Source organism: Flavobacterium circumlabens (genome assembly GCF_004345565.1).
Lineage (GTDB): Bacteria > Bacteroidota > Bacteroidia > Flavobacteriales > Flavobacteriaceae > Flavobacterium > Flavobacterium circumlabens.
In genome coordinates, this window is the sequence record NZ_SLWA01000003.1 from 656458 (window position 1) to 677286 (window position 20829).

Genomic DNA, 20829 nt, shown 5'->3' on the forward strand with positions numbered 1-20829 from the left:
GACTTGTTATATATATAAAACTCTTAATATAAACTTGGAAATTTAGTTGGATTCACTTCATTCATCATATTGTACACTTTCTCGAAAATATCTTCAGCAGAAGGTTTAGAGAAATAGTCACCATCAGTTCCGTAAGCAGGTCGGTGTGCTTTTGCAGCCAGTGTTTGCGGTTTACTGTCCAGATATTTATACGCATCCTGTTCTTCGAGGATTTGCTGTAAAATAAAAGCTGAAGCTCCACCAGGAACATCTTCATCGATTACCAAAAGACGATTTGTTTTGGCAACACTTTTTACGATATCGTGATTCACATCAAACGGAAGTAAAGACTGGATATCGATCACTTCGCAATCAATTCCTAAATCCAGTAATTCGGTTGCAGCCTGTTCTACTAATCTTAAGGTAGACCCGTAAGAAACCAAAGTGATATCAGCACCTTCTTTTAGCGTTTCAACAACTCCGATAGGTGTTTTGAATTCCCCAAAATTAAGAGGTGTTTTTTCTTTTAAACGATATCCGTTCAGACATTCAATAACAAGGGCAGGTTCATCACACTCTAAAAGCGCATTATAGAAACCGGCAGCCTGTGTCATGTTTCTCGGAACCAAAACGTGGATTCCGCGAATAGCATTAATAATCATTCCCATCGGTGAACCGGAATGCCAGATACCTTCCAAACGGTGTCCACGGGTTCTGATGATTAACGGCGCTTTTTGTTTTCCAACAGTTCTGTATTGTAAGGTAGCCAAATCATCGCTCATGATTTGAATCGCGTACAGTAAATAATCTAAATATTGAATCTCAGCAATCGGACGTAAACCTCTTAAGGCCATTCCAATTCCCTGTCCAAGAATAGTAGCTTCCCTGATACCAACATCGGCAACGCGGAGTTCACCGTATTTTTCCTGCATCCCTTCAAGCCCCTGGTTGACATCACCAATGTTTCCAACATCTTCACCGAAAATCAATGTTTCCGGATATTTTGTGAAAAGCGCATCGAAGTTATCACGAAGAATCATTCTTCCGTCTAAATCAGCCTTGGCATTATCGGCATATTCAGGAAGTACTTTCTGTACTGAAAATACATTTTCAGCCGAATCAGAAAATAGATTGCTGCTGAATTTTCCCTGAGTGTCACCGATATAATTGGTAATCCACTCTGATAATAAAACTTTACTGTTTGGAACTTCAATAAAACGCAATATTTTTCGGGCTATAACAAGCATCTCCTTTTTTAAAGGCGATTTTATAGCACTTAATTCAGAGATGTATTTTTGAATTTTATCTTTATGATTGATACTGGCAGCTGAAATTTGCTCCAATAAAACCAAAAGATTTTTCTGGTCTTCAATAATTGGATTGATAAATGAATTCCAGGCATCTTTCTTCGCTTCAAGAATTTCTTTTTTGATTTCAAAATCAATTTCAGCCAATTCCTCAGGTGATGCAATATTGATGGCAATCATCCATAAACGCATCTGACGAATACAGTCGAAATCTCTTTCCCAGCCCAGTCTTTCTGCATTTTTGTAACGTTCGTGTGATCCTGAAGTCGAATGCCCCTGCGGTTGTGTTAACTCATTTACGTGAATTAAAACCGGTACATGTTCTTCGCGTGCAATTGCTGCAGCTTTTTCGTAGGTAGAAACCAGTTCGGCATAATCCCAGCCTTTTACCCTGAAAATTTCATACCCTTTTGAATCTTCGTCACGCTGGTATCCTTTTAGGATTTCAGAGATGTTTTCTTTCGTCGTCTGATGTTTTGCATGAACCGAAATTCCGTATTCATCATCCCACACACTCATGACCATCGGAACCTGTAAAACTCCGGCAGCATTTATGGTTTCAAAAAATAATCCTTCAGAAGTACTGGCATTTCCAATAGTTCCCCAGGCAACCTCGTTTCCGTTTACAGAAAATTTATCTTTGGTTGTAATCCCGTCAACATTTCTGTAAATTTTAGAAGCCTGCGCTAATCCTAACAACCTTGGCATCTGCCCGGCTGTAGGAGATATATCTGCACTTGAGTTTTTTTGTTTTGTTAAGTCTTTCCAGGAACCGTCTTCGTTTAAACTGTGTGTAACGAAGTGACCGCCCATTTGTCTTCCTGCAGACATCGGATCAAAATCTAAATCGGTATGACCGTATAAACCGGCGAAAAATTGCCTTGGAGTAAGTTCTCCGATAGCCATCATAAAAGTCTGATCACGATAATATCCGGAACGGAAATCCCCATTTTTAAAAGCTTTTGCCATAGCAAGCTGTGGCACTTCTTTCCCGTCACCAAATATTCCAAATTTGGCCTTTCCTGTCAATACTTCTTTACGTCCTAAAAGACTACATTCGCGGCTGGTTACAGCAATTTTATAGTCGTTCAGTACCTCAGTTTTGAAATCTTCGAAAGTCAATGTTGTATTGTTTTTTTCTTTAATCATAATCTGGAATGGTCATGTTATGCGGCAAAATTACTTAAAAAGTATCAATAATCATAATTCATTAAAATAAATATAATTTAATTATTTACAAGTAAATTGCTAAAACTACGTACTTTTTTTATTGAATATTCAATGTATTTGAGTTACTGATGAATATAATTTACGTTTTTGTTTAAAATTTATTCAATTACAACCACTTTCGGGTAAAAAGATTGACTAATGTTTTAGGAGAAAAAGTAACCACAAATCGTATTTTTTCATTGTATTTCTTTTGAGAAATTTCCCAGCCATTATTAGAGTACACCGGAAAATAGAGTTCAAAGTAATCCGGAACGAGGTTCAGTCGGATTCCGGCATCATATGCAAAATCAGCTGTTTGCTGTTTACTTTTCATAAGACCAAGGTCTCCGTAAGCCTCAATCCAGTTCCAGATCGAATAACTGGCATTCAAAGTCGTCATCCATCGATTGGCGTATCGCGGTTCGATCTTAGACTTAAAACCACCTTCAGCCATGACAAATTGCTGACTGAATATTCCGGTACTTTCAGATCTTCCCAGAAAATTATAATCAAACAAATAATCTGTCGGCCTGTCTAAACCAAAACTAAAATAGTCTGAATTGGTAGTGTTGTATAGGAAGCTTCCGGCATACAATCTCAGATTTAGCCTTCTATTATTTTCAAATAACCTTCTGTATTCCACTTCTCCGGCCAGTTTTCCGAAATCACCCGAAAATTGAACATCGGTCATAAAATTAAAATGATCGACCAATTCCGTTTTGGTATTCATGTAGCGTGCGTTAAAAACAGAATAATTGGGTTTTGAATTGTCCGTTATATATTGGCTTGCTTCCCGATTTACAATTACCTGACGCATCAGGAAAAGCTGCTTTCTGTTATCCCTGAAATTTTCTTCCCGAATTCTAAACTGCACCATTGGATTCAATCTGAAATACGTCGCGTCGGGTGCGTAATGATAATAATTCTGACTAATGGAATATTTTACATTATAAAGCCTGCTATTGCGGTAATAATGACTTAACGAAAAGGCAGAAGAACCGGATATCGTACCGGCATTAATAGAATAGGCAGGGTTAATATCAAAAGTAAAGGGCTTCTCTAAAATAGTTTTGTTGTGAAAACGTACTCCCGGAGTCAGACCATCATAATAATTATAGGTAAGAGTCGGAATGTATAATATCTGATTGTAATAAGGATCTTCGAGATCTTTGGCGAAATTAAATTTTATCGGGCGATTTGTTATGACCAGACTTTTCAATGATTTCCAGTTGTTTCGTAAATTATATTCCGGAACTTCATTGTCATAATTCAAAACTATTTTATCCGCTTTTTTTCGGTCAAAAACATAAATTGAATCATTGTTTTTAGGTTCAATCCACTTCTTAAAAACAACTTCATTTTTTCTGATTCCATACACCGGAATTGGAGTAAATACATTGGTCTTGTTTCGTATCGAAAATTGTATGCTGTCTTTCGTTCTGGATACATTTGAAAATTTGTAATCGATAATATCACGGGAATCAATAATGGTTTTAAAGAACCACCGGATATCTTTTGGACTGTTTTTGGTTAGTATTGTTTCGAAATCAGATCTGTCGGCTTGTTGGGTTTTATTTAAATCATAAAACTCCTGAACGCTCTCCGGAAGAATATCATGGTTTAGATAATCATCTAAATAACTCAGGCTTAAACCTGCACGGTACTTACTTGCAATCTGTTCGTTGAATTTTATCAGGGTGTTTTTGGGGTCTCCAAGAGGCTGATCCAGATTTTTTCTGGCCATGAGCATATAATAATAACTGTATTGCTCGTTAAAAGTCAGATTAGCAATATTGTAACTCTTGAAGAGTTTCATGTTCGAAAGACTTCCCAGCATCTTCTGATCCAAATGATTTTCTTCCATGAATTTCATCATGCTGTAAATCTGAATCCCGTCGTAAACCCAGTTATCCTTTCTGGGATCTAAACGCAGACTGTTCTTTAAATAATTGTTGAGATAGGTTTTTAAAAAAGTAATTTCAAATATAAAATCATCTGAAAACGGACTAATAAACGACGGCAATTGATTTAGTCCGTAAAAAGGATTCCGGTCATAATCGACCTGTGAAACCGTAATTTTCTCATGAGGATACTTTCCGATAAAAGCACTGGCAAAATTGACCACTTTATTAATGATGATTGCCTGCTGGATATCACTGAGTTTTTTGTTCTTTAGGTTGGAAAGAACTTCGATTGACCCATTTTGATAGCTTTTGAAACTATTTTGCTTTTCGATAAATAAGTTGAAATCAGTCCTGTTGTTACCTGAAAAAGAATAAATGGCCGACTGTGGATTTGTCAGATCTGTAGAAACCGAATTTAAATCGGTTGTAATCGAATAACCATTCGGAATTTTTATTGCGATTTCATAATTAGTCGTCGCATTTGCAATATCATCCAGATTGAAGTTATTATATTTTATAAAAGTATGATTTTCGAAACGGGCAACGCTTAAATACCAGTTTTTCAAATTCATTCCGCCATTTTGGTCAAAACCATAATCGGTGAATTTATCACTCGGAATCTTGGCAATATAATTTATGTGCAGTTCCATTTTTTGATTCGGAGGAAGCTTTTGTTTTAGTTTTATGACAATGTAATCCGGATTTTTATCGGTCCGTTCCCATTCAAGGGCGAAGTCAGCAGAATCTGTCAGATTCAGAATAGTGGTGTTTCCTCTTTCTTCGGATTTGGCCAGGTGAAAACCACGATAAAATTCGTCTGAAAAACGTTTGGCTAACGGAGTATTTTTGTTTGAAAAGGCATTGTTCCAGTCATTTAGCACAATCGAATCCAGAGAATCGTTAGAAGTGTTATAAAATGTAAGGTCCTGTTTGATATTCAGTGTTTTCAATTCAAAATTTACCGCAGCTTCTATCTTTGAATGATGCTGCGCGTATGGTTTCATTGAACTGAATAAAACGAAAAGGAAAAAGATTATTTTATAAAATGATCTCAATAGGTGCTTATGTTTTTAGAATATATCTTTATTTACGAGCTTTGAACTGTTTTGGATTTTTGTAAAAATAGTATAAAAAAAGCTGTTAAAAAAAACAGCTTTAATTTTTTGCAATATGTTGATGTAATTTAACCATTTAAGTTATTTAAGTTCATATAAATTTTACTTTTGTTGCTTCAGACTTAAATGAATTCAAATAGCTTAAACGGTTTAAAAATATTTTAGAAATTCGGACTCAAATCATATTTTTTGTAAAATTTATCCAGAGCCTCAACAACTTCATCTTCAGTATCTACGATCTTAAATAAGTTAAGGTCTTCCGGGCTTACCGTCTGCATTTTTTCAACAAGTACCGTTTTTACCCATTCGATCAGTCCCGACCAAAATTCAACACCCACTAATATAATTGGGAATTTTCCAATTTTTTTCGTCTGAATCAAAGTAATCGCTTCAAACATTTCATCTAAAGTTCCAAAACCACCCGGCATCACTACGAATCCCTGCGAATATTTTACGAACATTACTTTTCTCACAAAGAAATAATCGAAATTCAGGTTTTTATCGTGATCAATATAAGGGTTGAAATGTTGTTCAAAAGGCAATTCAATGTTCAGTCCAACCGAAGTTCCGCCTCCTAAATGCGCGCCTTTATTTCCGGCTTCCATGATTCCGGGACCACCTCCTGTAATTACACCGTAACCGGCTTTACTAATTTTATAGGCAATTTTCTCCGCCAGTAAATAATATTTATCTTCTGGTTTTGTTCTTGCTGATCCAAAAATCGATACGCACGGACCGATACGTCCCATGCTTTCGTAACCATTTACAAATTCGGCCATGATTTTAAAAATCGCCCAGCTGTCATTGGTTCTGATTTCATTCCACGTTTTTTGTTTCAAACGGTCCTGAATTACTTTATCCTCATCATTATCAAAATCTTCTAATCTCATTTTAGGTATTTTAATTATTTATATTCTTAAGTTGTGTCTTTATTTTTGAATCAGGTTGTCACACTGAACATACTCGAAGTGAGGAGCTTAATCCTGCTGTCCGCTGTATCTTTTCCTGGCTAAAGAAGCCAGAAAAAGGATGCCGCTCCCATCAGGGCTAGGGCAATCGCTTTCAATTGAAACATCGTTTAATAAAAAGAAGAAACTCTTTATTTAATACGACTGTTCTTCAATTGACTTGGTAATGTTGCTTTTAACTTTTCCGGTATGTTCTGTGGTTTTAGATTCAATCAGCATTATAGAACATTCTTCAACTGATGAAACCCGGTGATTTACGCCTTTTTTCACAACGAATAAATCGCCTTTTCTCATGATGAATGATGGTTTGTTTTCAATTTCCATTAAAAGTTCCCCGTCGACAATATAAAATAATTCGTCTTCATTTTCATGATTGTGCCACGGCACTTCCTGACCTTTTATTTTAGCCACTTTAATATACTGATCGTTTACTTCGTCAATTATTTTAGGCGAAAAATAGTGGTCTACAGTACTGAATTTTTCTTTTAGATTCATAGATTTTATCTTAGTACTTGTCAAAATCAAAAAAACGTTGACAAAATGGGCGTACTAAATTAATCCTTTTTTTGAGAATTGTTATAAAAATGTGGGTTTATTAATTGAATTGTAACATTTTTAAAGGTTTGGTTTTGGTTGGGGTTTCATTATCAATAGAATAAGTTATTGTAAGGAATACGAATTAATATCTGTTGTCACGTCGCAGGATCTTCTGCCAGTTTAGGGTTGTGTTTAATTAATTTTAAAGATAAGTATGTATTTAATCTCTATTTTTTTTTGGTTTAAAGAGATTTTTTATTAAATCTTGTTTTTTAAAATAATTAATAATTCTTCAAGTTTTTTGTATAATTCATTTAGATCGCTCGGTGGTATTATAATCTTGATTTTTATACCATTTTTGGATTTACCTTTTTCTCTATCATTAGTGTTGATACTAAATAAAGTATCATCGCTTTCAAAAATATCCTCAACTTTAACATTTAATATTTTTGCCATTTTTTTCCATTCTTCTGTTGAAATTTTTATAAGACCTTTTTCTCTTCTATTGTATTGGGATTGATCCATAAATAGTAGTTCTGCAATCTGTTCCTGAGATAATTTTTTCTCCTTTCTTTCGGCTTTTAATCTATTTTTTATCATTTATCCAAAATTTTTAATTTAACAAAATTAACAATAAAGTAGGATTATATTTATATTTTATGGTTCGATTCACATATTATTTTGTATGTTCACATTTTTAATTAGAATTTAAAAAGTGAAATTTGTCTTACAAAATTTTTCGCGGGAGTTTGTGTAATATTTTAAATTATTAATTTAAACAATTTTAAAAATGAAAAAAATGATTTGTTCAACTGTTGTTATGATGTTATTTATAACTGTTTCTATGGGAAACATTAAAAAAAATCATATTCGAATTCTAACTTTAAAAGAAAATAAAAATACTGAGATAATCAGATTAAAATATTCTGATAAAACTGAGAATGTAGATTTAAAATTTAATGAAAAGTGTTATAGAGAAAAAAGTGATTTTGCCGGGTTTGTATGCTGGCTATTTAATATGCATTGCCAACCGATCTAATTTATTTAAAAAGAATTATTTAAACAGCTATAATTCATTATAGCTGTTTTTTGTCAATAAAAACTCTAAATATGAAAATTGAAATAAAAGAAATATTTTTTTTACTACTTTTAATTACTTTATGTAATTATAATGTTTTTTCACAAGACAGCAGACTTATGGGAAAATGGGTAAATAATGAAGATTACTCAGATATCAATTATATAGAATTTAAAAATGATAGTATAGCAATATTATTTCAAGGCGAAAAGCAGTCCCCTCCGTTTTTATTTATTACAGATTTTACAAAAGAACCAGTCCGGATAAATATGAAGGTTGAGAAGAATGGTATTGAAGCTAAAATACTAGGACTGTTGCATTTTATTAACTCGGATAAAATGAAAATAGAATTTTTTCATGGTGAATTTGAAGAACAGCCCAGGGCTTTTTCTTTAAATAAAAACTCTCAAAGCCAATTATATATTTTTAATCGTTTAAAATAGATGGTAAAAATGATATTTAAGTACTATTTTGATGTTAATTTTTTTAACCTTATTTATTCTTTTCTACTAAGTCTATTATTTTTTAATTTTTATTTCATGCCAATTATTTTTGCCAGCATTGGAACGATTTTGGGTGTTTTAAGCTTTCAGTATTTTTATGGTAATGAATATTATTTTTATCATAATAAAGGATTTACTAAAAAGAGATTAAATTTGATTGTTCTGTTTTTGAATGTTTTTATTTCGATTATTGTCTCCATAACTTATCAGCTAATAAAATGAATGTTTTAGAAATTAAAAATGTAAATAAATCTTTTAAAGAAAAACAAATTTTAAAAAATTTGTCATTTCAATTTTGTACAGGTGAAATAAATGCAATTTTTGGACGAAATGGTAGTGGTAAATCGACTCTCTTAAAACTTATTTATGGAACTTTAAAATCGGATAGCATAGAGATTAGAATCAATGGAGAGTTCATAAAAGAGAATAACGTAATTTTGGATAATAGAATTGGTTATTTACCACAAAAAGATTTCTTACCTAAAAGATTAAAAGTCTCAGAAATAATTTTCATGTATTTTAATGAAGAAAATAAACAAGATAAAATATTTTATGCTCCTCGAATTAATAATATACAAAATCGTAAAATTTGGGAATTATCTCTTGGAGAAAGAAGGTATTTGGAAATTATTTTACTAGGTAATTTAAATCATAATTTTTTACTATTAGATGAGCCGTTTTCTATGGTTGAACCTTTATTTGTTGAAATAATTAAAGATTTTTTAAATAATATAAAAGAAACGAAAGGAATAATTTTGACGGATCATTATTATGAAGATGCTATGCAAATTGCAAACAAAATATTTTTAATAAAGAAAGGGGATAAGATAAATATTCATGACAAAAATGATTTAGTTTATCATGGATATTTATCTCAGTAAAAATTTACATTTTAAGATCTCTTTATTCCAATTCTTTTTTCAAAAACTGAGCCGTATAACTTTTTTTATTTTTTGCCACTTCTTCCGGAGTTCCTTTGGCAATCAATTCTCCGCCGCCTTTTCCGCCTTCAGGGCCAATATCAATAATGTAATCGGCAAGTTTGATTACATCCATATTATGTTCGATAACCAGAATGGTATTCCCTTTATCAACCAGTTTGTTGATCACATCCATCAAAACACGAATGTCTTCAAAATGTAAACCTGTAGTCGGTTCATCAAGGATATAAAACGTATTTCCGGTATCTTTTTTAGACAATTCTCCTGCCAGTTTGATACGTTGTGCCTCACCACCCGAAAGCGTTGTGCTTTGCTGACCAAGTGTAATATAGCCTAAACCAACGTCCTGAATCGTTTTTACTTTTCGGTAAATCTTAGGTATGTTCTCAAAAAACGGAACCGCTTCATCCACCGTCATATTCAATACATCCGAAATAGATTTTCCTTTGTAACGGATTTCTAAAGTTTCCCTGTTAAAGCGTTTTCCCTGGCAAGTTTCACATTCAACATAAACATCCGGTAAAAAGTTCATTTCGATTGTTCTCACACCGGAACCTTCACAGGTTTCGCAGCGTCCGCCTTTTACATTAAAACTAAAACGTCCTGCTTTATAACCCCGAATCATACTTTCAGAAGTCATCGTAAACAGGTTTCTGATTTCTGTGAAAACTTCGGTATAAGTCGCCGGATTCGAACGCGGTGTTCTTCCAATCGGACTTTGGTCGATATCAATTACTTTGTCAATATGTTCTAAACCTTCTATCTTTTTGTAAGGTTGTGGTTTTTTTACGCCGTTAAAATAATAAGCATTCAGAATAGGGTAGAGGGTTTCGTTTATCAAAGTCGATTTACCACTTCCCGAAACTCCTGTAACGCATATTAATCGTCCTAAAGGCAATTCTATCGAAACATTTTTAAGGTTATTTCCGGTTGCGCCTGTTAGTTTAAGAAATTTACCATTTCCTTTACGACGGGCTGAAGGAATCTCCAGTTTCATGGTACCATTCAGATATTGAGCAGTAATCGTATTCGATTTTAAAGTTTCTGCCGGAGTTCCGATACTGATGATTTCTCCGCCGTATTTTCCGGCTTTTGGACCAATATCAATAACATAATCCGCACGTTCAATCATGTCTTTGTCATGTTCAACAACAATAACCGAATTCCCGATATCACGTAATTGTTCTAGCGAATGAATCAGTTTTTCATTGTCTCTCTGGTGTAAACCAATGCTAGGTTCATCCAGAATATATAAAACGCCAACCAATTGCGAGCCAATTTGAGTGGCTAGACGAATACGTTGTGCTTCACCTCCCGAAAGAGATTTTGAACTTCGGCTTAAAGCCAGATAATCCAATCCAACGTTCATCAAAAAGTTCAGACGGTCTTTGATTTCTTTGACCACTTCAGAAGCAATCAAAAGCTGTTTGTCTGACAAATGATTGTTTAAATCCTGAAACCAGGTGGTTAAATCTGAAATATCCATATCACACAATTCGGTGATATTTTTGCCATTGATTTTAAAGAATAAGGCTTCTTTTTTCAAACGGGAGCCTTCACAAACCGGACAATTTACTTCGTCCATGAAATCTTTTGCCCAGCGTTTTATAGTGGTTGAAGCACTTTCGTCGTATTGGTTTTTAATGAAATTTGAAATTCCTTCAAAATCAATTTTATAATCTCGCGTAACGCCTAAGTCTTTTGAATTTACAGTGAATTTATCTTTCCCGCCATGAAGAATCATTTGCATCGCTTCTTCCGGAATTTTCTCGATTGGATCTGTAATCTTAAAACTGAATTTTTCTCCAATAACTTCTAATTGCTTAAAAATCCAGGATGATTTGTATTCACCAAGCGGAGCAAAACCACCGCTTTTAATAGATAATTTAGCATTTGGAATAATCTTTTTTACATTGATTTCATGAACCGTTCCCAATCCGTTACAATGCGGACAAGCTCCTTTTGGAGAGTTGAAAGAAAATAAATTCGGCTCCGGATTTTGATATGAAATTCCCGTTGAAGGGCACATTAAATTTCTACTGAAATAGCGTACTTCATTCGTATCCTGATCTAAAATCATCAATACATTTTCACCGTGATGCATCGCGGTATTGATGCTTTCAGCCAGTCGTTTTTGATTGTCAGCACTATCTTCGATTAGCATTCTGTCAACTACGATTTCGATGTCGTGTGTTTTATAACGGTCTAATTTCATTCCTGAAACCAAATCCTGTACGTCTCCGTTTACGCGGACTTTCAGGAAGCCTTGTTTGGTGATTTGCTGAAATAATTCGGCATAATGTCCTTTTCTGGCTTTAATTACAGGAGCAAGAATATTGATGCGTTTCCCGTTGAAATCCTGAATAATCAAATCTTTAATTTGGTCGTCAGAATAGGAAACCATTTTCTCGCCGGTATTATAACTGAAAGCATCTGCGCCACGGGCATACAGAAGTCGCAGGAAATCATAAATTTCAGTAATAGTTCCTACAGTCGATCGCGGACTTTTACTGGTTGTTTTTTGTTCAATCGCAATTACGGGTGAAAGTCCGTCGATTTTGTCAACGTCCGGACGTTCTAAACCGCCAAGAAACTGTCTGGCATACGCCGAAAAAGTTTCAACATAGCGACGCTGCCCTTCAGCATAGATGGTATCAAATGCTAATGATGATTTTCCTGAGCCCGATAAACCGGTAATAACAACCAGTTTTTCACGCGGAATTGAAATGTCTATATTTTTTAGATTATGAACTCTTGCACCAAGAACTTCAATAGTATTGTCTTTTTCTAACATAATTTTGAGCAAAACGCAAAGTTACCACTTTGATTTGTTCTTTTAGTACTAGAGTACAAAACTTTATGTTACAATTAGTAACAAAAAACGCTAATATAAATTAGCGTTTTCTTTTTCGGGTGATCATATATTCTTCAATGGCTTCTTTGGTGGTATACCAATTTCGACCCTCTTTATAAGCGTCTATTTTCCCTGTTCGTGCTAATAAACTAACATATTCCTGACCATAAGGAGTTTCAGGCTCACTGACAATATCAGATATTTTTTGAAAGTCGTTATCATTATCCGGCATGGCATTCAGATAAATATTAAGCGTGCGTTCTAATGCCTGACACATCAAAAGGATTAATTTTTGATAATTGCCATTATTAGCCTGATTCAGCGCTTCGTAATATTTCTTTCTGTCATTTTTAAGAATAATGGCAGGCGGAAAACCACAACGCATCAATAATAAATTCATGCTTAAACGAACTGTACGGCCATTTCCATCAAAAAAAGGATGTATCCAGACTAATTTATGATGGTAAATAGTGGCCAGCTCAATATCATTAAGCCCTAACGGATTTGTATTGATAAAATCAATTAATTCATCCAGATAGTCTGAAACTTTATTGGCATTTGGAGGCATAAAATTGGCTCCCGAAATGCGAACGCCGCCATTTCGTAAACGCCCCGCAAAATCATCTTCGATAGAACGTAATACTAAACCATGAATCGAAAGTATGTCTATACTTCTGAGTCGGTATTCGTCATTGACAATCTTGTATAAATAATCAATCGCTTTATCGTGATTATGAGTTTCAAAATGTTCTCTTAATGATTTTCCTTTTATGGTAATACCTTCCTGAATAACCATTTGAGTTTCACGCAGACTCATGGTATTTCCTTCTATACTATTAGAATTGTAGGTCCATTCCAGCGATAGACTTTCGCGAATTTTATGCAAAGCGATATTGGGCAGAGGTCTGCTGGTTTGCAAATCCTGTCTTTTTTTGTACAATCGCTCAAAAGTTGATTGAAATTCGGTTCTGTATGTAAGGTCTATTTTCCACATTTCCCCACAAATGTACTTCTTAATATCGGATATATGAAATTTTAACCTATCCGATATTAATTTTATTCAATGGTCATGGCACGCAGTTTGGTTCTGTAGGCTTCTAGTGCTATAGATTTGGAAATGAATCCGTAATATTTTTCATTTCGTAAAACAGGAATAAAGGCAGTTTTGGTATTTTCAAATTTACTCATCACGATTTCCATACTGTCGTAGGATGAAATTGTGGCGGCAGGCGTTTTCATTACGTCTCTGATTACGGTATATTTCACCCGGTACGAATTGAAAATAATCTCCCGAATGTCATTAAAATGAACTACTCCAACAAGATCCCTGTCGTTATTGACAACTGCAAAAACAACCTGATTGGAATGGGAGATAAGATCAACCAGTTTGGTTAGATTTTCATCAGGATGAACAGTTAAATAATCAGTCTGGATAATGGAATCAATGTCTAAAGTCGAAAGAATATTAGAATCTTTATTACTGGTAAAAGCATGACCTTTCTTGGCTAGTCCTTTTACATCAAGGGAATGCTTTTCGAATTTTTTAGAAATCGCAAAACTTATAGAGGAAATAATCATCAGCGGAATCATTAAGCCGTAACCTCCCGTTATTTCGGCAATCAGGAAGATGGCTGTCAATGGTGCGTGAAACAAACCACTAAGAATTCCTGCCATTCCAACCATAGTAAAATTGCTGACAGGCAGATTGGTGAGTCCTGTCATATTAATCAATTTAGAGAAAAAATAGCCCAGATAAGAACCAATAAATAAGGCAGGGGCAAAATTTCCTCCGTTTCCTCCGCTTCCTATTGTTAAACCTGTAGCCAGAACTTTTATCATTAAAGTACATCCCACAAAAACCAGTAAAACCCAATTATTGTCCCTGTAATCGCTAAATAAGGTGTTGTCTAATAATCTTCCGGGATCATTTTCTGACAGGGTTTTGATACTTTCGTAACCCTCGCCAAAAAGAGTAGGAAAGATAAAAATCAAAATGGCCAGTATTGAAGATCCTATTAATGCTTTTTTATAAGGTCCCATTTCCAGTTTTGAAAAATAATGTTCTACTTTCTGGAAATTTCGGGAATAATAAATCGCCATTAGTCCGGTTAGTATGCCTAATATTACATAGAACGGAGTATTGTGATAATTGAAAGTTTGTTGTTGTCTGAAAGATAATAAGATACTTTCGTCTAATAAAATGGCAGATACGATAGCACCGGTTGCGGCAGAAATCATAATCGGTGTAAAAGCTGAAATACTGACATCCACCAATAATACTTCAATTGCAAAAAGAACTCCTGCAATGGGCGCATTAAATGCTGCTGATATTCCGGCAGCAACGCCACAGCCAATCAGTAATGTTCTGTCTTTATAAGGTAATTTATAATTCTGGGCAAAATTAGATCCAAATGCAGCTCCTGTTATCACGATCGGGCTCTCTAAACCTGCAGACCCCCCCAGACCAACGGTTAGCGAGCTGGTCACGATTTGTGCATACATCTGTTTTTTAGGAATTATACTTGCTTTTTTGGCAACAGCATAAAGTATCTGAGAGGTGCCTTTTTGAATACTTCCGCTTAGTACTTTTTTTACAACCAAAACAGTAAGTAAAATTCCAATGATGGGAAGTAAACTATTAATGAAACTTAATTTTAGAATTCCATTAATATAGGTTGCAAACGAAAAAACGCTGTGTGCAAACGTCTTTAAAATAATTACGGCAAGAGAACAGGAAATGCCGATTAAAACACTTGATAAAAAAATAAATTGCTTTGGTGTCATTAAGGATTGCGCCAAAGCAATAATGCTTTCGAGTCTTCTGAAATATTTTTTTAGCATTCTGTCTTAAAAATTACGGATACCACAAATTTAAATTATAATCTTTAAAAAACTATTAAAAAAAGAGAACTAAATTAAAAGCCTACTGCTTTATCATCACCACGGAAGTCTGCGCCACCTTCCAGATTTTTATTGGGAAGAACCAAAATGGCATCAACTTTACCAATAATAGGACTCGATTTTTCGTTGATCAGATAATTTTTTGATTTTAGTTTTTCGATAGTCTTAGCATCGAAAGTATCAGGTTCAAAATTAATGAGGTCAGGCAGCCATTGATGGTGAAAGCGTGGTGCGTTTACTGCGTCCTGCATGCTTAAGTTGTATTCGTAAACATTAAGAATAGTTTGTAAAACAGAGGTAATAATAGTTGAACCGCCCGGCGTACCGACTACCATAAACAATTTGTCATTTTTCTCCACAATTGTGGGTGTCATAGAACTTAACATCCGTTTTTGTGGTGCTATGCTATTGGCTTCATTTCCTACTAAGCCGAACATATTCGGAGATCCCGGCTTTGCACTAAAATCGTCCATTTCGTTATTTAAAAAGAAACCTAGTTCGTCGCAATAATATTTAGAACCATAACCATCATTTAAAGTTGTGGTTGCCGCAACAGCATTTCCAAATTGGTCAACGATAGAATAATGGGTAGTTTCAGTACTTTCATTGTACGTCACTTTTCCCTCTTTTATTTCAGAGGATAAACTCGCTTTTTCAGGATTAAAAGTAGACATTCGGTCTTTTAGGTAAGCGTCGGCCATTAAAGCTTTAATCGGAATTTTTACAAAATCAGGATCGCCTAAGTATTGACTTCTGTCCGCATAAGCTCTTCTTTCGGCTTCAACAATGATCTGAATAGATTCAGGTGTATTGTGACCCAGTTTAGATAAATCGTAAGGTTCTACCATTTTTAAAATTTGCGCCAGACAAATTCCGCCACTGCTGGGAGGAGACATTGAAGTTAATTTTAAATCTTTGTAGGTAAATTGAAGTGGTTTTCTCCATTTCGCCTCGTACTTAGCCAAATCTTCAAGCGTTATAATTCCTCCTTTTTTCTTAAGATAATCCACCAGGATTTTAGCAGTTTTGCCTTTGTAGAATTCATCCCTTCCATTTTTCTGAATTCTTTTTAAAGTTTCAGCCAAAGCAGTATATTTAATCGTATCATTTTCTTTGAAGTCAGCTGCCAGAAGTGTTTGGTCTCCATTTATTCTGACAATACTTGTCTTGTAATCTTTCAGGCTTTTTTCCTGTTTTCTCGTTACAATCACACCTCTTTCTGCGAGGGCAATTACAGGCTTTAAAATCTCGGACATAGGCAATGATCCCAGTTTTTTATGAACAGCAAAAACACCTGCAATAGTGCCCGGAACTCCAATTGCCAAAGCTGTTTCGGTGCTTTTTCCCTTAATAACGTTCCCGTCTTTATCTAAAAACATGTCTTTTGTAGCTGCTAACGGCGCTTTTTCACGATAATCTAAAGAACCGACTTCGCCATTTGCTTTTCTGTAAACCATAAATCCGCCGCCGCCAATATTTCCTGCAAACGGAAAAGCAACTGCCAGAGCCAGTTCAGTACCTACCATCGCATCATAAGCATTACCGCCTTTTTTCATGATTTCAACACCAATTTTCGATGCTTCTTCACGGGCAGAAACAACCATAGCTTTTGTAAATACTAATCCTGTTGGTTTTGCCGGGGTTTGCTGCGCTGCGCAACTAATGTAAATGAAGGTAAATAAAAGCGTAATGTTTCTCATAGTAAGAGTAGTTTTTGTTTTGCATGCTCTTTTATATCTTCAAAAAAGAGCGTAAATTCTTGTTCGAATTCGACGTAATATTCTTTTAATTCGGCACTGGCAAACTGCATTTTTGATTCGTTTTTTGATCTTCGGTCCATTTGCGTTAAAATCTGATGGATTCCTTCAACAGTCTGATAGCTCAAAAGCCAGTTTCTCTGAATCATATACGGCATTAAATCCTGTGTTTTCTCCGTCAGGATTTCGTAGTTTTCATGAAGAGATCTGTAAAACCGGTCAATGAAATTTTCCAGTTTTTCATCAGAATATTTCGTCCAGTTTTTAGCTAAAAAATGATCGTAAACAATGTCTACAATCACTCCGGAATAATGATGGTATTTTTCGTGTAGCCGCTTGGTACTTTGTCTGAAAATATCATGCGAATCGGTATAAGTATCTATAGAGCGGTGCAAAATAATTCCTTTCTGGACATCCTCCGGAAAATGTTCAAATTGTTTTCCGCGGATTCCATCGGCCATAAAATTACCAATTTTGATCAGATCATTGTCTCCTGACAAATAAATGTGTGCTAGAAAATTCATTTTTTTGAGGTGCTAAGTTTCTTAGGTACTAAGGTGCCAAGGCTCTTAGGTAGTAAGACGCTAAGTTTATTGTAGTAAATGTATGAAAACTTTTTTATATCATTTAAACAATGATTTAATGCTCCATTAAAATCTCAGTACGTCAGAGACTTAGCCTTCAGCAACTTTTTCAGAAAATCTTAACCTCTAAGCACCTAAGAACCTTACTAACTTTTCTATATTTGTAATTGGTAACCATAACTCAAAAAAATGACTTTAATAAAATCTATTTCAGGTATACGTGGAACTATTGGTGGAAAAGTAGGAGATAACCTGACTCCTGTTGATGCTGTGAAATTTGCATCGGCATACGGAACTTTTCTTAAAAATAATACTTCTAAAGAGAAACTGACGGTTGTAATTGGTCGTGATGCCCGGATTTCAGGCCCGATGATTCATAATCTTGTAGTAAATACTTTAATTGGTTTAGGAATTAATGTAATTGATCTTGGACTTTCGACTACACCAACGGTAGAAATTGCAGTGCCTTTGGAAAAAGCAGATGGCGGAATTATCCTGACGGCTTCTCACAATCCAAAACAATGGAATGCCCTGAAATTACTAAATGAAAAAGGCGAATTCCTAAGCGGGGCTGAAGGGGCGAAAATTCTTGAAATTGCTGAAGCCGAAGCTTTCGACTTTTCTGATGTAGACAACTTGGGAGAAATCACAATAAACGATGCATACATGGATATTCACATCGACGAGGTTTTAAACTTAGCCTTAGTAGATGTTGAAGCCGTAAAAGCGGCAAAGTTTAAAGTTGTTGTGGATGGGGTGAATTCATCAGGGGGAATTATTATTCCGCGATTGCTGGAGTTAATGGGCGTTGAAGTAGTGAAATTGTATTGCGAACCAAACGGACATTTTCCTCATAATCCTGAACCTTTAAAAGAGCATCTGACAGACATTTCTGAATTGGTCGTAAAAGAAAAAGCTGATTTAGGAGTTGTAGTAGATCCGGATGTAGATCGTTTAGCATTTATTTGTGAAGATGGAGAAATGTTTGGAGAAGAATATACTTTGGTCGCTTGTGCAGATTATGTATTGAGTAAAACTCCGGGAAATACCGTTTCTAATATGTCGTCTTCACGTGCATTGCGTGACGTAACAGTTGGACATAACGGAAACTACGAAGCAAGCGCGGTAGGTGAGGTGAATGTAGTGGAATTGATGAAAAAAAATAACGCCATTATTGGTGGTGAAGGTAATGGTGGAATTATCTATCCTGAATCTCATTACGGACGTGATAGTTTGGTAGGAGTAGCTTTATTCTTAACACATCTGGCAAATAAGAAAATGTCAGTTTCGGCTTTGAGAGCTTCCTATCCGGAATATTACATGAGTAAAAATAAAATTGAATTGACTCCACAAATTGATGTTGATGCTATTTTGGTTGCGATGACAGAAAAATATAAAAACGAAGATATTACTACAATTGATGGTGTGAAAATTGATTTCGCAACAGAATGGGTTCATTTAAGAAAATCAAACACAGAACCAATCATCAGAATTTATACAGAAGCTCCTTCTCAGGAAAAAGCCGATGTTTTGGCACTTCGTATCATTGATGAAATCAAAGCGATTGCGGGAATCTGATTTTCAGCTGTTTCATAAAATAAAAAATACCTCTTTCTTTATTCGAAAGAGGTATTTTTTTTTGAACGATATTGAAAGAATTAAAATATTAGTTTTTGATGATTTTGATCGACTTCTTAATAGCTCCATATTGAGCGGTTACTATATAGATTCCGCTGGAAAGCTTATCACCAATCTTGATCTCTTCATTGGTAAAATAAGCAGATGAAGCATAACAAATACTTCCTTTTGAGTCGATAATTTTCAGGCTTAACGGTTCTGTCGTTTCCGATTTTATCTGAAGTGTTGCCTGGTCCTTGATCGGATTGGGATAAACGGTAAAAGAATCTTTTTCTAATGCAGGATCATTTACGCCTAAGGTTTTCGTTGCCACATCAATATAGTTAAAATTCATATCGTTTGATTTGAACTTAATTTTCAGATACACTTCGCCTTTTGGCAGTACAATTCCGTTTACAATTTTATCAACATAGGTTTGTGCTCCTCCTGTAATTGAAAAAGTTTCATCTGTTTTTACAATTACGTCATTGACGTAAATATCGAATTTTCCGGGAATACTTGCAGAAGCCACACGAAAAGTAAGTTTGTAGGTTCCGGCATCAGCAACATTTAGCATAAATTCATTCCAGTCTCCGTTGCTGATCGAAGAAACATTTTGACCGGTTCCGGAATCTGTAGTGTTTGATAAAGTGGTTCCTTTTCTGCGATAATGTTTATTGGCGGTAATTCTTCCGGGAACCGTCATTTTTTTTGTGGTATAAGATGTGTTTACGTACGCTGTACCTATTGGTTTTAAAACACCGCTTTCCGGCGCAAACAATTGTCCTTCCAACATGTCTGTCCATAACGGGTTAACTCTCCCGCTAAACCAGGAATAGCGGTAAATGTCAGGATCGTTTTCAAAACTGGTTATGATTTCTTTCATGAACGTAGTTTTTTGCTCTGCGGTTTGAATTACCCTGTTAGCGAATTCTGTAACCCAAACCGGGCGATTGTATTTTTTCAGAATCCCCGTAACGCCAATAACAGATCCTGATGTGGCATCATACGTATGAAAAGCAATATAATCGACTTTACAATTTGGACATAAAAGAAAAAACTCATCATGCCAGGCAATTGGGCTGGTGTATCCGCCATAATTATTGGAGCCATTAAACGCTGGTGCTGCGCTCACGATTTCCAGATTTTTTGCCGTTGCAATTTTTTCGATATTGGCCCACGCATTTACTGCTTCCTGAGGGGTTAGTCTTGCGCCATCATTAAAATTAGGTTCATTAAAAGCCAATAAATATTTAGCACCGGTTTTTATTTTGTTAATGAAGGTCTGGACATCGGCGTCTGAAATTTTACCCCAGGCCATGGGTACAAATTCAACACCGATAGATTCGTAATTGGGTTCAATAGCCTGGTCTGGCGAGGGACTCCAGTTGTACCACCAGGAAACACCTGGTTTGAGCGCAAGTAAATCTTCCTGGGAGTGATAGCCGTAAGCGATTCCGCGTTTTGGACTTTGAGCAAAAACAGCCATTGAAAAACATAACAGCAATACTGTAAAAGATAGGTTTTTTGTCATAGGTAGATAATTAGATTTGGGAAAATTTTTATCAGCTTCAA

Annotated in this window: 15 protein-coding genes; 4 read left to right on the forward strand and 11 right to left on the reverse strand. The window is 35.1% G+C overall.

The features are described 5' to 3' along the window. Positions 1 to 23: 23 nt before the first annotated feature. From EV142_RS10985 to EV142_RS11005, 5 genes are all read right to left on the reverse strand, one after another. The gene (locus EV142_RS10985; protein ID WP_132035463.1) at positions 24 to 2435 is read right to left on the reverse strand and encodes an alpha-ketoacid dehydrogenase subunit alpha/beta; all 2412 of its coding nucleotides are present in this window, start codon (positions 2433 to 2435) and stop codon (positions 24 to 26) included. 187 nt (positions 2436 to 2622) lie between these two features. Then, complete coding sequence (locus EV142_RS10990) at positions 2623 to 5403, reverse strand: gluzincin family metallopeptidase (RefSeq protein ID WP_238698695.1); 2781 nt, start codon at positions 5401 to 5403, stop codon at positions 2623 to 2625. A 272-nt stretch (positions 5404 to 5675) separates the two neighbouring features. Continuing rightward, positions 5676 to 6404: an LOG family protein gene (locus tag EV142_RS10995; protein WP_132035465.1), complete on the reverse strand. Its 729-nt coding sequence runs from the start codon at positions 6402 to 6404 to the stop codon at positions 5676 to 5678. 213 nt (positions 6405 to 6617) lie between these two features. Next, complete coding sequence (locus tag EV142_RS11000; protein ID WP_132035468.1) at positions 6618 to 6977, reverse strand: cupin domain-containing protein; 360 nt, start codon at positions 6975 to 6977, stop codon at positions 6618 to 6620. Positions 6978 to 7277: 300 nt separating this feature from the next. Then, on the reverse strand, positions 7278 to 7619 hold the full coding sequence (locus tag EV142_RS11005; protein ID WP_132035471.1) for a helix-turn-helix transcriptional regulator: 342 nt from the start codon (positions 7617 to 7619) through the stop codon (positions 7278 to 7280). 190 nt (positions 7620 to 7809) lie between these two features. On the opposite strand from EV142_RS11005, the gene EV142_RS11010 reads away from it, so the two are divergent. The 3 genes from EV142_RS11010 to EV142_RS11020 all read left to right on the forward strand — a co-directional run bounded on the left by EV142_RS11010 (position 7810) and on the right by EV142_RS11020 (position 9481). Further along, a complete protein-coding gene (locus EV142_RS11010) occupies positions 7810 to 8058 on the forward strand; it encodes a hypothetical protein (RefSeq protein WP_132035474.1) in 249 nt (82 codons plus the stop codon). Between the two features lie 71 nt (positions 8059 to 8129). Beyond that, a complete protein-coding gene (locus tag EV142_RS11015) occupies positions 8130 to 8540 on the forward strand; it encodes a hypothetical protein (RefSeq protein ID WP_132035477.1) in 411 nt (136 codons plus the stop codon). Between the two features lie 278 nt (positions 8541 to 8818). Continuing rightward, positions 8819 to 9481, forward strand: coding sequence for an ATP-binding cassette domain-containing protein (locus EV142_RS11020; RefSeq protein ID WP_132035480.1), 663 nt, complete (start codon positions 8819 to 8821; stop codon positions 9479 to 9481). 22 nt (positions 9482 to 9503) lie between these two features. Here EV142_RS11020 and uvrA read toward each other — a convergent pair whose 3' ends face one another. From uvrA to EV142_RS11045, 5 genes are all read right to left on the reverse strand, one after another. Further along, positions 9504 to 12335, reverse strand: a complete 2832-nt coding sequence (uvrA, locus tag EV142_RS11025; RefSeq protein ID WP_132035481.1) for an excinuclease ABC subunit UvrA — start codon at positions 12333 to 12335, stop codon at positions 9504 to 9506. Positions 12336 to 12435: 100 nt separating this feature from the next. Continuing rightward, positions 12436 to 13389 carry a Fic family protein gene (locus EV142_RS11030; protein ID WP_132035484.1) on the reverse strand — a complete coding sequence of 318 codons (954 nt, stop codon included), beginning with the start codon at positions 13387 to 13389 and terminating at the stop codon, positions 12436 to 12438. 62 nt (positions 13390 to 13451) lie between these two features. After that, a complete protein-coding gene (locus tag EV142_RS11035; protein ID WP_132035487.1) occupies positions 13452 to 15236 on the reverse strand; it encodes a chloride channel protein in 1785 nt (594 codons plus the stop codon). Between the two features lie 74 nt (positions 15237 to 15310). Further along, positions 15311 to 16996 carry a gamma-glutamyltransferase gene (gene ggt, locus EV142_RS11040; RefSeq protein WP_132035490.1) on the reverse strand — a complete coding sequence of 562 codons (1686 nt, stop codon included), beginning with the start codon at positions 16994 to 16996 and terminating at the stop codon, positions 15311 to 15313. Continuing rightward, positions 16993 to 17577: an acyl carrier protein phosphodiesterase gene (locus EV142_RS11045; protein ID WP_132035493.1), complete on the reverse strand. Its 585-nt coding sequence runs from the start codon at positions 17575 to 17577 to the stop codon at positions 16993 to 16995. Before EV142_RS11045 ends, ggt begins: the two co-directional genes overlap by 4 nt. Positions 17578 to 17826: 249 nt before the next feature. Between EV142_RS11045 and glmM the strand changes: the two genes are divergently transcribed. Beyond that, positions 17827 to 19215, forward strand: a complete 1389-nt coding sequence (gene glmM, locus EV142_RS11050) for a phosphoglucosamine mutase (protein ID WP_132035495.1) — start codon at positions 17827 to 17829, stop codon at positions 19213 to 19215. An 88-nt stretch (positions 19216 to 19303) separates the two neighbouring features. Here glmM and EV142_RS11055 read toward each other — a convergent pair whose 3' ends face one another. Further along, entirely contained in the window at positions 19304 to 20788 is a 1485-nt protein-coding gene (locus tag EV142_RS11055; protein WP_132035498.1) for a glycosyl hydrolase, read from the reverse strand. Between the last annotated feature and the right edge of the window lie 41 nt (positions 20789 to 20829).

Coding starts and splice junctions, on each gene's coding strand:
- EV142_RS10985 (WP_132035463.1), bottom strand. CDS start 2,435: ATGATTAAAGAAAAAAACAATACAACATTGACTTTCGAAGATTTCAAA.
- EV142_RS10990 (WP_238698695.1), bottom strand. CDS start 5,403: ATGAAACCATACGCGCAGCATCATTCAAAGATAGAAGCTGCGGTAAAT.
- EV142_RS10995 (WP_132035465.1), bottom strand. CDS start 6,404: ATGAGATTAGAAGATTTTGATAATGATGAGGATAAAGTAATTCAGGAC.
- EV142_RS11000 (WP_132035468.1), bottom strand. CDS start 6,977: ATGAATCTAAAAGAAAAATTCAGTACTGTAGACCACTATTTTTCGCCT.
- EV142_RS11005 (WP_132035471.1), bottom strand. CDS start 7,619: ATGATAAAAAATAGATTAAAAGCCGAAAGAAAGGAGAAAAAATTATCT.
- EV142_RS11010 (WP_132035474.1), top strand. CDS start 7,810: ATGAAAAAAATGATTTGTTCAACTGTTGTTATGATGTTATTTATAACT.
- EV142_RS11015 (WP_132035477.1), top strand. CDS start 8,130: ATGAAAATTGAAATAAAAGAAATATTTTTTTTACTACTTTTAATTACT.
- EV142_RS11020 (WP_132035480.1), top strand. CDS start 8,819: ATGAATGTTTTAGAAATTAAAAATGTAAATAAATCTTTTAAAGAAAAA.
- uvrA (WP_132035481.1), bottom strand. CDS start 12,335: ATGTTAGAAAAAGACAATACTATTGAAGTTCTTGGTGCAAGAGTTCAT.
- EV142_RS11030 (WP_132035484.1), bottom strand. CDS start 13,389: ATGTGGAAAATAGACCTTACATACAGAACCGAATTTCAATCAACTTTT.
- EV142_RS11035 (WP_132035487.1), bottom strand. CDS start 15,236: ATGCTAAAAAAATATTTCAGAAGACTCGAAAGCATTATTGCTTTGGCG.
- ggt (WP_132035490.1), bottom strand. CDS start 16,996: ATGAGAAACATTACGCTTTTATTTACCTTCATTTACATTAGTTGCGCA.
- EV142_RS11045 (WP_132035493.1), bottom strand. CDS start 17,577: ATGAATTTTCTAGCACACATTTATTTGTCAGGAGACAATGATCTGATC.
- glmM (WP_132035495.1), top strand. CDS start 17,827: ATGACTTTAATAAAATCTATTTCAGGTATACGTGGAACTATTGGTGGA.
- EV142_RS11055 (WP_132035498.1), bottom strand. CDS start 20,788: ATGACAAAAAACCTATCTTTTACAGTATTGCTGTTATGTTTTTCAATG.